Origin of the sequence: Geodermatophilus arenarius, from assembly GCF_042654585.1 — a bacterium.
Classification (GTDB): domain Bacteria; phylum Actinomycetota; class Actinomycetes; order Mycobacteriales; family Geodermatophilaceae; genus Geodermatophilus; species Geodermatophilus arenarius.
On record NZ_JBHSGR010000042.1, the window covers coordinates 1 to 13,724 of the forward strand.

The 13,724-nt window shown below is 77.8% G+C and carries 13 protein-coding genes; 2 read left to right on the forward strand and 11 right to left on the reverse strand.

Annotated features, from left to right (window positions below):
• Positions 1 to 73: 73 nt before the first annotated feature.
• Complete coding sequence (locus tag ACFO3M_RS22475) at positions 74 to 1,024, reverse strand: copper transporter (protein ID WP_387994394.1); 951 nt, start codon at positions 1,022 to 1,024, stop codon at positions 74 to 76.
• Positions 1,021 to 2,157 carry a putative cytokinetic ring protein SteA gene (gene steA, locus ACFO3M_RS22480; protein WP_387994397.1) on the reverse strand — a complete coding sequence of 379 codons (1,137 nt, stop codon included), beginning with the start codon at positions 2,155 to 2,157 and terminating at the stop codon, positions 1,021 to 1,023. Before steA ends, ACFO3M_RS22475 begins: the two co-directional genes overlap by 4 nt.
• 441 nt (positions 2,158 to 2,598) lie before the next feature.
• Here steA and ACFO3M_RS22485 point away from each other — a divergent pair, with 441 nt between their 5' ends.
• Complete coding sequence (locus ACFO3M_RS22485) at positions 2,599 to 3,219, forward strand: TetR/AcrR family transcriptional regulator (protein WP_387994399.1); 621 nt, start codon at positions 2,599 to 2,601, stop codon at positions 3,217 to 3,219.
• 111 nt (positions 3,220 to 3,330) lie between these two features.
• Here the strand turns inward: ACFO3M_RS22485 and ACFO3M_RS22490 are convergent, their stop codons facing one another.
• The 7 genes from ACFO3M_RS22490 to ACFO3M_RS22520 form a co-directional block, all read right to left on the reverse strand.
• The gene (locus ACFO3M_RS22490) at positions 3,331 to 4,047 is read right to left on the reverse strand and encodes a class I SAM-dependent methyltransferase (protein WP_387994401.1); all 717 of its coding nucleotides are present in this window, start codon (positions 4,045 to 4,047) and stop codon (positions 3,331 to 3,333) included.
• Between the two features lie 146 nt (positions 4,048 to 4,193).
• Positions 4,194 to 6,068: a DNA repair protein RecN gene (gene recN / locus ACFO3M_RS22495; protein WP_387994404.1), complete on the reverse strand. Its 1,875-nt coding sequence runs from the start codon at positions 6,066 to 6,068 to the stop codon at positions 4,194 to 4,196.
• On the reverse strand, positions 6,043 to 7,095 hold the full coding sequence (locus ACFO3M_RS22500) for an NAD kinase (RefSeq protein ID WP_387994407.1): 1,053 nt from the start codon (positions 7,093 to 7,095) through the stop codon (positions 6,043 to 6,045). The genes recN and ACFO3M_RS22500 overlap by 26 nt, the downstream gene beginning before the upstream one ends.
• Positions 7,096 to 7,207: 112 nt before the next feature.
• Positions 7,208 to 8,005: a TlyA family RNA methyltransferase gene (locus ACFO3M_RS22505; protein WP_387994410.1), complete on the reverse strand. Its 798-nt coding sequence runs from the start codon at positions 8,003 to 8,005 to the stop codon at positions 7,208 to 7,210.
• Positions 8,005 to 8,256, reverse strand: a complete 252-nt coding sequence (locus ACFO3M_RS22510) for a hypothetical protein (protein ID WP_387994413.1) — start codon at positions 8,254 to 8,256, stop codon at positions 8,005 to 8,007. Before ACFO3M_RS22510 ends, ACFO3M_RS22505 begins: the two co-directional genes overlap by 1 nt.
• A 175-nt stretch (positions 8,257 to 8,431) precedes the next feature.
• Positions 8,432 to 9,502: an HAD-IIA family hydrolase gene (locus ACFO3M_RS22515; protein WP_387994415.1), complete on the reverse strand. Its 1,071-nt coding sequence runs from the start codon at positions 9,500 to 9,502 to the stop codon at positions 8,432 to 8,434.
• Positions 9,499 to 9,930, reverse strand: a complete 432-nt coding sequence (locus tag ACFO3M_RS22520) for a tetratricopeptide repeat protein (protein WP_387994417.1) — start codon at positions 9,928 to 9,930, stop codon at positions 9,499 to 9,501. The genes ACFO3M_RS22515 and ACFO3M_RS22520 overlap by 4 nt, the downstream gene beginning before the upstream one ends.
• A 150-nt stretch (positions 9,931 to 10,080) precedes the next feature.
• On the opposite strand from ACFO3M_RS22520, the gene ACFO3M_RS22525 reads away from it, so the two are divergent.
• Entirely contained in the window at positions 10,081 to 11,370 is a 1,290-nt protein-coding gene (locus ACFO3M_RS22525) for a DUF1015 family protein (protein ID WP_387994420.1), read from the forward strand.
• Between the two features lie 29 nt (positions 11,371 to 11,399).
• Here ACFO3M_RS22525 and ACFO3M_RS22530 read toward each other — a convergent pair whose 3' ends face one another.
• Positions 11,400 to 11,759: a single-stranded DNA-binding protein gene (locus tag ACFO3M_RS22530; RefSeq protein ID WP_387994423.1), complete on the reverse strand. Its 360-nt coding sequence runs from the start codon at positions 11,757 to 11,759 to the stop codon at positions 11,400 to 11,402.
• A 99-nt stretch (positions 11,760 to 11,858) separates the two neighbouring features.
• Positions 11,859 to 12,719: a tetratricopeptide repeat protein gene (locus ACFO3M_RS22535; protein WP_387994426.1), complete on the reverse strand. Its 861-nt coding sequence runs from the start codon at positions 12,717 to 12,719 to the stop codon at positions 11,859 to 11,861.
• Positions 12,720 to 13,724: the final 1,005 nt, after the last annotated feature.

Consider the following 13,724-nt stretch of genomic DNA (forward strand, 5'->3'; position numbering starts at 1 on the left):
CCGACGGCGGGCGCGCCGGCGCCGGCGAGCAGGAACCGGCGGCCGGTCGTGCGGCGCGGGAGCCGGCGGCCGGTCACGGGGTGGTGGCGGGCACCGGCGGGACCGGCTGGGTGTCCTCCCCGGTGCCGTACTTGCCGGAGGTGCCCTCGCGCTCGCGGCCCAGCGCCAGCACGGTGCTGATCTGGCCCGAGGGGCTGGTCACGTTGTCCACCGAGGAGACCGCCGCGGAGACCGCGGGGTCGGCGCGCACGACGCCCACCAGGCCGGTCTCCCCCGCCGAGTCGGCGTCGCCGGCCACGACCGCGCCCGAGCCCTCGGCGTCGAGGGCGGTGACCAGGTCCAGCAGCACGTCGTTGCGGTCGGCGGCGTCCTCGCCGGTCGGCGCCCCGGCGGTGAGCACCACGGCGAAGTCGGCCGGGGTGACCGACGCGGAGTCCTGGGAGAGGACCTCCAGCGCCGACAGCCCGGCCAGCACGGTGGACACCGCGGCGGTGTCGGGGGCCGGGGTGCCGTCGGCCGGGACCATGAGGACCTGGGCGAGCAGCGCGCCGACCAGCTGGCCCGTGTCGTCGGTCTCGGGCAGCACGACGCCGGCCGGGCGGCCGGGGCCGGTCACGTAGCTCTGCAGGCCCGCCTCGCTGGCCGGGTCGCTGTACTCCGGCGCCAGCGAGACCTGCCCGGAGATCGTCCCGCCGGCCTCGGTGACCAGCGCGGTGACCTCCTCGACGGTGTCGGTGGTGACCTCCTCGGAGGCCTGCACCAGCAGCACGCTGCGGCCGGTCAGCGCGCCCTGCACCAGGGCCGGGGCGACGGCGGACTCGAAGGCCTGGCTGCTGTCGACCTGCGTCTGCAGGTCCTGGGTGGTGTCCTCCAGCGCGCGCTTGTCGTCCTGCAGCGAGGTGACCTGGCCCTGCAGGTTGTCCAGCAGCGGGCCCGACAGCTGGGTCGCGCCGATCACCAGCCCCAGGGCGATCGCGAGGAACACCGCGATCAGGGAGACCAGGTGGTACCGGAAGTCGATCACGAGAAGAGGTTCTCCAACCAGAACACGAAGCTGTCCCACTGGTCGACCAGCAGGTCGAAGTAGATCCGCCCGGCGGTGGTGACGGCCAGGGCGGCGACGATGGCGACCAGCGCGGCGAGCACGAGCACGACCAGCGCGGCGGTCGAGATGCGGCTGCGGTAGAGCCGGCTCACGCCCTTGGCGTCGACCAGCTTGCCGCCCAGCCGCAGCCGGGTGAGGAAGGTCGAGGCCATGCCGCCGCGCCCCTTGTCGAGGAACTCCACCAGCGTGGCGTGCGTGCCGACGGCGACGATGAGCTTGGCGCCCTTCTCGTCGGCCAGCAGCATCGCGATGTCCTCGCTGGTCGCCGCGGCCGGGAAGGTGATCGCGTCGACGCCGAGGTCCTGCACCCGCTTGAGGCCGGGGGCGCGGCCGTCGACGTAGGCGTGCACGACGACCTCGGCGCCGCTCTTGAGGACGTGGTCGCTGACCGAGTCCATGTCGCCGATGATCATGTCCGGCGAGTAGCCGGCCTCGATGAGCGCGTCCGCGCCGCCGTCGACGCCGATGAGGACCGGCCGGTAGTCCCGGATGTAGGACCGCAGCGCCTGCAGGTCCTCCTTGTAGTCGTAGCCGCGGACGACGACGAGCACGTGCCGGCCCTCGATGGCCGTCTGCACGTCGGGCACGCCGACGCCGTCGAGCAGCAGCGCGCGCTCGCGCTTCATGTACTCCATCGTGTTGGTGGCGAACGCCTCCAACTGCGTGGACAGCCCGGCCTTGGCCTCGGCCATCGCGGTCGCGACGGTCTCCGGCGTCTGCTCGGTGCCCTTCGCGACGGCCGTGCCGTCGGGGCCGTAGAGCGTGTCGCCCTCGACGCGGACCTGCGCGCCCTCCTTGAGCGCGGCGAACACGTCCTTGCCGACGCCGTCGACGAGGGGGATGCCGGCCGCGGTGATGATCTCCGGGCCGAGGTTCGGGTAGCGCCCGGAGATGCTGGGCGCGGCGTTGACGACGGCGCCGACCCGGGCGGCGACGAGGGAGTCGGCGCTGACCCGGTCGATGTCCACGTGGTCGATGACGGCGATGTCGCCGGGCCGCAGGCGCTTGGTGAGGTTCTTCGTGCGACGGTCCAGCCGGACGGTGCCGCTCACCCCGGGTGCCGCCTCCTGGGCCCGGCTCCGTCGCAGGGTGCCGATGCGCATTGGCCGATGGTCCCACGCACGCCGTCGGCGGTTCTCCTCCGACGCGCAACTGCAACGGCCTGGTCACGCAGGGTGTCCGACACCACGGCCGACGCGACACGCCCGGCACGCACGTCCCACCAGCACCGCTCCATCTCCCAGCGGCGCTGTCTAGCGTTGCCCGCTGTGACACGTGGGGCTCCTGCTGCCAGCATCCCGGCGACCCGTCCCGGGGCCGCGGAGGAAGGGCCGGAGACGACGGCTCCCCCGCACATCCGCGCTGTGCCCGGGGGCCCGGCGCCCGCACCGGTCCCCGTGCCCGGCCCGCCGCCCGCCCCCGCCGGGCGGCCCGGGGATGCGCCGGCCGGGGAGCGTCGGGCCGCCCGGCGGCGGGAGCGGCGCGGCTCGGGCGTGCGGGAGCGCCGGCGGCGGGAGACCCACGACCGGATCGTCGACGCCGCCGCCGAGCTGTTCGCCGAGCGCGGCTTCGACGCGGTGAGCGTCGTGGAGATCGCCCAGCGCGCGGGCGTGGTGGAGAAGACGGTCTTCAACCACTTCCCGGTCAAGGAGGGGCTGGTCCTCGCCGCCGACCCGCCGATGCGGACCGCGCTGCTCGACGCCGTCGCCACCCGCCCGGCCGGGGAGTCGGTGGCCGCGGCGGCGGGGACGTTCGTCGTCCGGGCGATGTCCATGCTCGGCACGCCCGAGGCCGCCGAGGGCGTGGCCGCGATGGCCCAGGTCGTCCGGGGCTCGCGGACGCTGCAGGCCCGCGAGCGGGAGATCCTCGGCGAGCTCACCGCGGCGCTGGCGGCGCAGATCCGCGCGGAGACCGGCGCCGGCGACGGCGCGGTCGAACCCGAGCTCACCGCCGCGGCGGTCACCGCTCTCTACGGGCGGCTGCTGGAGCTGGCCCGCGACCGGGTGCTGGCCGGCGTCACCGGCCCCGAGCTGGCCGAGGAGCTGCGCACCGCCGGCCGCCGCGGGCTGTCGCTGCTGCAGTTCGGCCTGGCGGGCTACGCGAAGCGCCGCTGACCGCGCCGGCCGAGGGCTCGCCGCGACCGTCGAGCTCACCGCCGCGGACGGCGGCGCCCCGCGGGCGGGCACCCGACGGCGCTGTGCGTGCCGCTGGGCTGAGCGCCCGGCTCAGGCCGGCAGCTGCAGCGCCCGCAGCAGCTGGTCGGCGCGGTCGCCGGGGATGTCCGGGTCCTTCGTGAACAGCGCGACGGCGACCATGTACTCGTCGTCGCCGGCCCATCCGCGGCCCTCCGCGACGATCCGGCGGATCTGCTCGCGCACCTTCGGCTCGCTGCTGTAGGGCCCGTAGTCCAGGCCCATGGCGAGGAAGTTGACCACCCGGTAGCCGAGGTCGGCGGCGGTGCTGACGGTGGTGACCGGATCGGCGTAGCTGGCGACCGCGGTGACCACGTGGTCGTAGCCGGCCTTGAGCAGCTGAAGGGTGAGGTCGTTGCCGCGGACGCCGCCCCACAGCTCGGGCATGAGGATGTCGCGGTCGGGCGCCGGGATGTAGGGCGGGTTGGCGATCGCGGTGGTCACCGGCTCGCCGCCGGCGGCGTCGGCCTGGTCGAAGAAGTCGCCGAGCTCGACGGTGTAGCGGTCGGCGACCCCGCGCTCGGCGACGTTGGCCCGCGCCTTCCGCACCGAGTCCTCGCTGATGTCGTAGCTGCGGACGCGCAGGCCGGGCAGGCCCTGCACGACGTCGGCGATCGCCGAGGCGTCACCGGTGCCCAGCTCGACCAGCGGCGCGGTCTCCCACCCCAGCTGCTCGCGGTACTGCTGCAGCAGCATGCAGACCGAGAAGCCGTAGTGCGCCGACTCGTCGGCGGAGCTGAAGCAGCTCACCGGTCACCCCCGGCGGTCCGGGCGGGGCAGGCCGCGGCGAGGGGTGACGGGAGCGGGACGTCGGCGCGCACGGGTCCCGCCTACCCCCGTCACGCGATCGACACTCCTGCGTCCCACCACCCGGTCGTGTACGACCGGCCGGGCTCCTACGCGGTGCGCGCCGCGGCGGCGACGGCGAGCAGCTCGCGGGCGTGCGCCTGCCCGGTCTCGCTGTCGGCGAGGCCCGAGAGCATGCGCGCCAGCTCCCGCACCCGGTCCTCGCCGTCGACGGCCCGGATGTCGGTGGCGGTGACACCCGCGGCGGTGTCCGGGGACTTGTCCACCACGAGGTGGGTGTCGGCGAAGGCGGCCACCTGCGCGAGGTGGGTGACGACGACGACCTGGTGGTCGCGGGCCAGCCGGGCCAGCCGCCGCCCGATCTCCCCGGCCGCCTGCCCGCCGACGCCGGCGTCGACCTCGTCGAACACCATCACCGGCACCGGGTCGGCGCCGGCGAAGACCACCTCGATCGCGAGCATCACCCGGGACAGCTCACCGCCGGAGGCGCCGCGGTGCACCGGCCGTGGCGGGGCGCCGGGGTGGGCGGCCATGAGCAGCGCGACCTCGTCGACGCCGTCGGGCCCCGGCTGGTCGGGGTGGCTGTCGATCGAGAAGGAGACCCGCGCGCTCTTCATCGCCAGGCCCGCGAGCTCCCGGCCCACCTCGGCGGCGAACCCGTCGGCGGCGGCGCGGCGGCCGGCCGATACCCGGGCGGCGAGGTCGTCGACCTCGGCGCGGGCGGTGTCGCGGGCGGCCTCCAGCGCCTCGAGGGCCTCGTCGGAGACGTCGAGCGCGTCGAGCTTGGCGCGCGCGTCCTCGGCCCAGCGCAGGACGCCGGCCAGCCCCTCGCCCGGGTCGGCGTACTTGCGCACCACCGCGGTGATCGCCGCGCGCCGGTCGAGCACCTCGGCCAGCCGGGCGGGGTCGGCGTCGAGGTCGGCGACGTAGCCGGCCAGCTGCACGCTCACGTCGGACACGACCGCGACGGCGTCGGCGAGGTCGCGGGCGAGCAGGACCAGCGCGGGGTCGTCGGTGCCGGCCAGCGCGCGCTCGGCGGTGGCCAGCGCCGCGGTGGCGTCCTGCGGCAGCCCCTCGGCGCCGAGGTCGCCGGTGACGTCGCCGACCAGCGCCGTGCGCGCCTCGTCGACCGCGGCGCGCAGCGCGTCGGCGTCGCCCAGCCGCTTGGCCTGCGCGTCGAGCGCCTCGTCCTCGCCCGGCTCGGGCGCCAGCGCCTCGATCTCGTCCAGGCCGTGCCGCAGCACCTCGGCGGCCTGGGCCAGCTCGCGGGCCTGGCCGCGGCGGCGGTCGAGGTCGGCGGCGAGCTCCCGCCACCGCGCGTAGGCGGCGCGGTAGGTCTCCAGCAGCTGCAGGTGCGCCGGGCCGGCGTAGCGGTCGAGGGCGTGCCGCTGTTCGGCCGGGCGGGACAGCCGCAGCTGGTCGCTCTGCCCGTGCACGGCCAGCAGGCCCTCGGCGAGCTCGGAGACGACGCCGACCGGCACGCTGCGCCCGCCCAGGTGCGCCCGCGAGCGGCCCTCGGCGTTGACCGTGCGGGCGAGGATCAGGCTGCCGTCGTCGTCGGGCTCGGCGCCGGCGTCGGCGGCCCGCTCCCACACCGGGGAGTCCGGCGGCAGCTCGAGCCGGCCCTCGACGCCGGCCCGCCCGGTGGCGCGCACCCGGCCGGGGTCGGCGCGGCCGCCGAACAGCAGGGTCAGGCCGGTGACGACCATCGTCTTGCCGGCGCCGGTCTCACCGGTGACCACGGTGAGGCCGCGGCCGAGCTCGAGGGTGACGTCGTCGATGGCGCCCAGGCCGCGGATGCGCAGCTCGGTCAGCCGGCCGAGGCCGTGCGCGGTGCGCGGTGCAGCGTCCTCGCGGCGGGCGGGCGGGCGGCCGCCGTCGGTGTCGGCCGGGACGGCGGGGTCGGCGGCGGGCGCGGTGCGCGCGCGGCCGGTGCGCTCACGCGTCGGGGTCCGCGGCGCCACCGCGCACCTCCTCCCGGACGCCCCCGTCGCCGTTGCCCGGGTAGGACACGACGTCGCGGGCGAGGACGTTCCGTGAGGACCGCAGCTCGTGGCCGGGGTCGTGCCGGCGGACCTCGCGGAAGCCGCGCACCGGCAGCCCGAACTTGGCGACCAGCCGGTCCCCGAACGTCGTCGTGTGCACCCGGGCGATGCGCACCGGCCGGGCCGCGCGCCGCACGTCGACGCGGCCGCCGTCGGGGACGTCGAACGCACGCCGGCCGTCGGCCGAGACCCGGGCGCGGTTGCCGTCGGGCGGGACCGCGACCGAGAGCACGGCGTCGGGCGAGGTGACCAGCGGCCGGGAGAACAGCGCGTGCGCGTTGCTGGGGACCAGCAGCATCGCCTCGACGTCGGGCCACACCACCGGGCCGCCGGCGGAGAACGCGTAGGCGGTGGAGCCGGTGGGGGTGGCGAACAGGACGCCGTCGCAGCCGAAGCTGGTCAGCGGCCGCCCGTCGATGGAGACCACCACGTCGAGCACCCGCGAGCGCTCGGCCTTCTCCACCGACACCTCGTTGAGCCCCCACGTCCCGGCGACGACGTTGCCGGCGGCGTCGAGCACGTCGACCTCGATGGCCAGCCGCTTCTCGACCGCGTACGCGCACTGCTCGATCGCCGTCAGCGTCTCCTCGACCGCCTCCGGCTCGGTCTCGGCGAGGAAGCCGACGCGGCCGAGGTTGACGCCCATGAGCGCGGCGTGGCTGTAGCGGGCGAGCTCGGCGGCGCGCAGGAAGGTGCCGTCGCCGCCGAAGACCATGACGATCTCGGCGCCGCGGGCGGCCTCGGCGTCGGCGGGGACCACCTCGGCGCCCTCGATGCCGAGCGCCTCGGCCTCGTCGTCGAGCACGCGCACGGTGATGCCGGCGCGTGCCAGCCGCGCGGCGGAGCTGCGGGCCAGCTCGGTGATGTCCTGCCGCCCGGTGTGCACGGCCAGCAGCACGTGCCGCCCGCCTCCCGGGCGCCATCCGCCCTGGCCGGCCTCGCTCATCGGTCCTCCTCGATCCGGGCTGCTCTGCCCGCCTGTGCCCTGTGCCGCGGTGTCCGCCGCCGGTCCCCAGCGTCCCCCCGGACGGGCGTGCCCGCCCGGCCGGTCCCCCGCGTCACCGTGGTCCCTCCGCGACGGCGCGGCGCACGTCCTCCTCGGCCGGCGCGCCGGCGTCGCGGCGCAGCCGCAGGAAGAACTCGACGTTGCCGGCCGGGCCGGGCAGCGGGCTGGCGACCACGCCGGCGGTGCCCCAGCCCAGCGCGGCCGCGGCCTCGGCGACCTCGAGCACGGCCGCCGCGCGCGCCGCCGGGTCCCGGACCACCCCGCCCGAGCCCAGCCGCTCGCGACCGACCTCGAACTGCGGCTTGACCATGGGCAGCAGGTCGGCGTCGTCGGTCGCGCAGGCGGTGAGCGCGGGCAGCACCAGCCGCAGCGAGATGAACGACAGGTCGGCGACCACCAGGTCGGCCGGGCCGTCGATCTGCTGCGGCGTCAGCGTGCGGACGTTGGTGCGCTCGTGCACCCGCACCCGGTCGTCGGTGCGCAGCGACCAGGCCAGCTCGCCGTAGCCGACGTCGACGGCGACCACCTCGCGGGCACCCCGGCTCAGCAGCACCTCGGTGAAGCCCCCGGTGGAGGCGCCGGCGTCCAGGGCGCGGCGGCCCTCGACCGGCACGGCGAAGGCGTCCAGGGCGCCGATCAGCTTGTGCGCGCCCCGGGAGACCCAGCGGTGCTCGTCGGGGTCGGTGCGGACGACGACGGGCGTGCCGGCCTCCACGCCGGTGGCCGGCTTGGTGGCGGCGCGCCCGGCGACGGCGACCCGCCCCTCGGTGATCAGCTCGACGGCGTGCTCGCGGGAGCGGGCCAGGCCCCGGCGGACCAGCTCGGCGTCGAGTCGGCTGCGGCGCGGCATCAGAGCTGGTCGATCGTGCCGAGCTCGCGCTTCAGCCGGTCGTGCTCGGCCTCGAAGACGGCGACGTGCTCCCCCACCGGGCGCTGCGCCAGGTCGGCGAACCGTGTCCCCGGCTGCTCGGGCACGTCGGTGCCCCGGTCGGCGTCCGTCGCGTCGACGACCGGCCCCGCGGGGACGGGCCGGGCCGGGACGCCCGCGGGACCGGGCCGCGGCGGGCCGGGGACCGGTCGCGGCCGGGTCGGCTCGGTCATGGCGCTGACCTCTCGGACGGGAGGGGGGACGGGGTCGCCGGACGGCGGGCACGGGGCGGCGCGGTGCGGCGCCCCTGGCCCGCGAGGGTACCGGCCGGAGACGACGGCGCGGGCCGCCCGAGGACACCGCGGACACCCCGTCGGCTCGCCCGGCCGCTCGTGCCGGCGCGCTGTCTCACCGCTCCGCCAGCCCCCACGCGGTGAGCGCGCGGCGCGCCTCCCCGTCCGCGGCGAGCACCCTGGCCGGCCCGCTCCCGGGCGTTCCCGTCCAGGCGGCGAGGCACAGGGCGCGGAGCCCGTCCAGGCCGTCGCCGGCGCCCTCCCCGGCGCGCAGCTCCAGCAGGCCGTCGCCGTCCGCGGTGGCCAGCCAGCCTCCGCAGCGCCACCCGCCGTCCTCGGCGGTGACCGGCGGGTGCGGCACCAGCAGCCCGCCGGCGTCGGCGGCCAGCAGGTCGGGACGGTGCAGCGGGCCGGCGGCCAGCAGGGTGGCGGGGACGGTGACCCCGCTGAGGACGAGCAGGCTGGCCGCGCCGGCCCGGTGGCTGCCCTCGACGTCGGTGTCCAGCCGGTCGCCGACCACCAGGGGGCGCTCCGCCCCGGTGCGGCGGACGCACTCGGCGTGCATGGCGGGGTCCGGCTTGCCGGTGACCAGCGGCTCGCGGCCGGTGACGTCGCGGACCACGCCGACCATCGCCCCGTTGCCGGGCAGTGGACCCCGCGGCGAGGGGATGGTCGCGTCGGCGTTGGTGGCCACGTGGCGGGCGCCGTTGCGGACGGCGACCACCGCCTCGGCCAGCTGCGCCCAGCCCACCTCGCGGCCGTAGCCCTGCACCACCGCGGCCGGCTCGTCCTCGGCGCGCTCGACGACGGTGAGCCCGGCCGCCCGCAGCGCCGCCGCGACACCGGGACCGCCGACGGGCAGCACCCGCGCGCCCGGCCCGAGCATCCCGGCCACGACCGACGCCGCCGCCTGGGAGCTGGTGATGACCTCGTCCGCGCTCGCCGGTACGCCGAGGTCGGTCAGGTGCCGGGCCACCTCCTCCGGCGGTCGGGCGGCGTTGTTGGTGACGAAGCCCAGCCGCATCCCCCACTCGCGGGCGGTGGCGAGGGCCTGCGGCACGCCGGGCACCGCGTCCGGCCCGACGTAGACGACGCCGTCGAGGTCCAGCAGCGCGACGTCGTGCACCTCGGCCGGCGGCCGGGGGCTGCCGGCCGCGAGAGCCGGCCGCGCGGACGGGTCGCTCACGCCGTTCCCCCTCCCGACGCCCGCCGCGCCCGCACCCCGCGCAGGGCGCGGGCGTAGTGCGCCTGGTCCGGGCGCATGGCGACCGCCAGCGCGAGGTGCTCGGCGGCCAGGCCCAGCTCGCCGGCGCGGCTGGCGGCCATGCCGAGGCCGAACTGGGCGTAGTCGTCGGTGGGGTTGACCGCCGCGAGCTCGGCGAAGCTGTCGAGGGCGTCCCGGTAGCGCCCGGCGTCGTACTGCGCGCGGGCCAGCGCCTCGAGGATGCTGCGCGAGCCGGGCTCGGCCTCCGCCGCCCGGGCGAGCAGGGTCGCCGCGGCCGCCGGGTCGCCGCCGCTGAGCAGGTCCAGGCCGCGCCGGTACCACTCGTAGACCCCGCCCCCGGGCACACCCCCGCCCGGGAGGTCGTCCTCCGGTGAGCCTGCTGTCGACACCGCTGTCCTCCCGCTCCTGCCGCTCGCGTGCGCGCCGGCCGGTGCGAGGCCCGGCAGGGACCGGGGACCCGGCTGCCGCGGCGGTGCGTGGCCGACGGCTCCTACGATCCCGTCGTGCACTCGTCGTCGGCGGGCCCTCTGCCCCACGCTGTGGCGGGACTGGACGTCCGTCCGTTCCGGGCCCTGACCTACCGGCGACACGACCCCGGGCACCTGGCCCGAGTGAGCTCGCCAGCCTACGACCTGGTGACGCCGGACGGCCGCGAGCGGCTGGCCGCCGCCGATCCGCACAACATCGTCCGCCTCATCCTGCCCGGCGGCACGTCCGGACCCGGCACGGCCGGGGCCACCGGCCCCTGCGGCGGCAGCACCGGCGAGGGCACCGCGGCCCGCGCGGCCCGCACGCTGCGCGAGTGGGAGGACGCCGGGGTGCTGGTCCGGGACGGCGAGGCGGCCCTGTGGCTGTACGAGATGCAGCCGGTCGAGGGCGCGGCCACGGTCGGCTGGCTGGGAGCGGTCGCGGTCGCCGCCGCGGGTGGCCGCGCGGTGCTGCCGCACGAGGACACCTTCCCGGCCGCCGTCGAGGGCCGCCGGGCGCTGCTCGCGGCCACGGCCACCGACCTCGAGCCGATCGTCCTGGCCCACGACCCGGAGCCGGAGGTCGCCGCGCTGACGCAGGCGGCGCCGGGCGGCCCGCCCACGATGGACGTCACCGATCCCGACGGCGTCCGGCACCGCCTGTGGCGGGTCGCCGACCGGGAGGTGCTGCGCCGCCTGTCCGGGGCCCTCGCCCGCACCGGGGCGGTGATCGCCGACGGCCACCACCGCTTCGCCGCGGCACGCGCGCTGCACCGGGCCCGTCCCGACGGCGACTGCCGGGTGCTCGCGCTGCTGACGCCGATGGGCGCCGGCGGGCTGCGGGTCGAGGCGATCCACCGCGTCGTGCCCGACCTCTCCCTCGACGTGGCCGCGGAGGCCGCCGCCCGCGGCTTCACCGTCACCGAGGTCCCCGCCGGCCCTGACCCCGACGACCTCGAGGTCGCCGTCCGGCGGGCGCACGCCTCGGCCGGGGGTCTGTTCCTGCTCAGCGACGGCCGCCGGCTGCTGCGCCTGTCCGAGCCGTCGGCCGAGGTCCGGGCGACCGTGCCGGCCGAGGCGCCGCCGGCCTGGCGCGGACTCGACGTCGTGCTGGCCACCACCGGGCTGATCGGGCACCTGTGGGGCCGGCCCGACGACCCCGGGTCGGTGCTCGTCGCCCACGACGTCCCCGAGGCGCTGGGTCTGGCCGACCGGCGCCACGGGGTGGCGCTGCTGCTGCGGCCGCCCTCCCCCACGGACGTCGCCGCGGTGGCGCGGGCGGGCGCCCGGATGCCGCGCAAGTCGACGCTGTTCGTGCCCAAACCGCGGACCGGGCTGGTCCTGCGCCCCCACGGGGACTGACCGACGCCGCCGGCCCGGCCCGCCGCCGCTCACGCCGTCCGCACCGTCCCCCCGGCACCGCTCCGCGGCACCTTGCGACCGCGCCGGCAGTTGACCTCGCACACCGAGGCCGTGCCGCCCGGCGTGCGCCAGAACCGCCGCTGCAGTGCGCCCTCGACCTCGACGACGTCCCCGGCCTCCCAGGCCGCCACCCGCCGCTGCAGCGCGCGGTCGTAGGTGACGCAGGTCAGCACGTCGACCGACTGCCCGCGGGCCCGGGTCTCGGGGCGGCGCACCACCAGGCGGAAGGTGACCAGGGTGTCCCCGCTGGGGAGGGCCTTGAGCTCCGCGGGGGCCGAGAGCCGCCCGCGGAGCACCACGTCGTTCCGGTCGATGACTGCCACGCTCATGGCGGCAGCCTCACCCGGCCGCGGACGCCCGGGAGGCGCCCCGGGGCGCCTGTGGACCGGCGGCCGCCGTGTGGACGACGGGGACTCGATCGTCGGTGGTCAGTGCCCCGGCTCGTCCTCGGCGGGCGGCTCGACCTCACCGAGCAGCTCGGCCACCTCGCGCTCCACGTCCGCGTCGAAGTCCAGCTCGTCGTCCCCCGCGTCGGCGTCGTCCCCGTCCGCCGCCACGGCGTCGTCGTCCGCGGCCGGATCGACGTCGGGGACCTCCGGCAGCTCCTCCTCGCCGAACGCGACGTCGTCCTCCTCGGGCGCGGCAGCGGCCACGGCCTCCTGCCAGGCGTCGGCGGCCGGGTCGTCGGTGGCGGTGAGGAGGTCGGCGTAGGCGACGGCCAGCCGGCGGGTGGGCTCGTCCTCCCAGTCCACGCCGTCGGGCCGGGGCCGTCCGCCGAGCGCCCCCTCGAGCACCAGCCGGGCCGCCGACTCCTCACCGAGGTCCTGACGGGCGCCCGCCTCGACGAGTCGCAGCTCCACGGTCTCGTCGCGGTCGGGCTGTTCGGCCAGCGCCTCGCGGACCAGCCGCAGCGCCACCTCGGGACGTCCCTGCGCCCGCTCGCAGTCGGCCAGCACGGCCCGGTAGCCCTGGTCGCCGCTCATCCGCCGGTAGGCGCGGAGCTCACGCGAGGCCTCGGCGTAGTCACCGGCGTGGTAGGCGGCGACACCCACGGCCTCCCGCACCAGGGCGATCCGGGACGCCCGGTCGCGCGCCGCCCGGGCGTGCGCGAGCGCCTGCTCGGGGTCCTCGTCGACGAGCGTGCCGGCGACCACCAGGTGCCGCGCGACCGTCTCGGCGTTGCGGAAGTCGAGCCCCCGGAGGCCGGCGCGGACGGCGGGGTCGAGGTCTCGCGGGTCGGCCCAGTCGGGCAGCAGGGGGCCGGCGGGCGCCGGGGGCGTGCGGTCCACCCGGGCCGGCCCACCGGGGCGGCTGCGACGGTCCTCGCTCGGCCGGCGCTCGCGCCAGTTGCCCCCACCCGAGCGGTCGGGACGTCCCGCACCCGACGGGCGGCCGGCGGCCTGGTCCCGGTCCCGGCCGGCAGGGCGCTCGCTCCGGTCCGCCGGGCGGGCGGAGCGGCGGTCCTCCCAGGAGCGGGCGCCGCCCTGGGGGCCGGCTCCGCGGCCGTCCCGGCCACGGTCGCCGCCGGGACGGTCCCCGGACGGGCGGCGGTCCCGCCACGCGCCCTCCGGCCGGTCGCCGCCACCGGTCCGGCGATCACGCCAGGAGCCCTCGGTGCGGTCGGCACCGGGACGCCGGTCCTGCCAGGACCGCTGCGGGCGGTCACCGCCGGGACGGCGGTCCTGCCACGTCCGCTCGGTGCGATCCCCACCCGGACGGCGGTCCTGACTGGGCCGCTCGCTGCGATCCGCACCGGGACGGCGGTCCTGCCAGGAGCGCTCGGCCCGGTCGCCGGCAGGACGACGGTCCCGCCACGAACCCTCCGACCGTCCACCGGCGACCGGACGGCGGTCCTGCCACCCCGCGTCACCACGGGCGCCACCGGCGCGCGGCTCCTGCTGGCCTCCGATCCGGCGGCCACCGGCCGGCGGTCGACCGCTGCGCTCACCGGAGGCGGCACCGTCACGGCGGCCCTGGGCGCTCTGTCGGCCGGAGCCGGACCCCCGCTGACCGGTCGCACCCCTGCCGGAGGAGCCACCCGCCCGGTCGTCCCGCCGCGAGCGTGCACCGCCGCGCAGGTCCTGGCCGTCGGGCCGGCCACGTCCGGCGGAGCCTCGTCGAGGAGCAGTCATGTCGTCGTCAGTACCTCGGTCGCAAGGGCGGCACTCGTTCGAGCACCGGAATGGTGTGCCGGACACGCGAAACGGGGGCCGGAGCCAATGGCTCCGACCCCCGTTCCTGAATGGTTGTCCGGCGGCGTCCTACTCTCCCACCCCGTCTCCGGGGCAGTACCA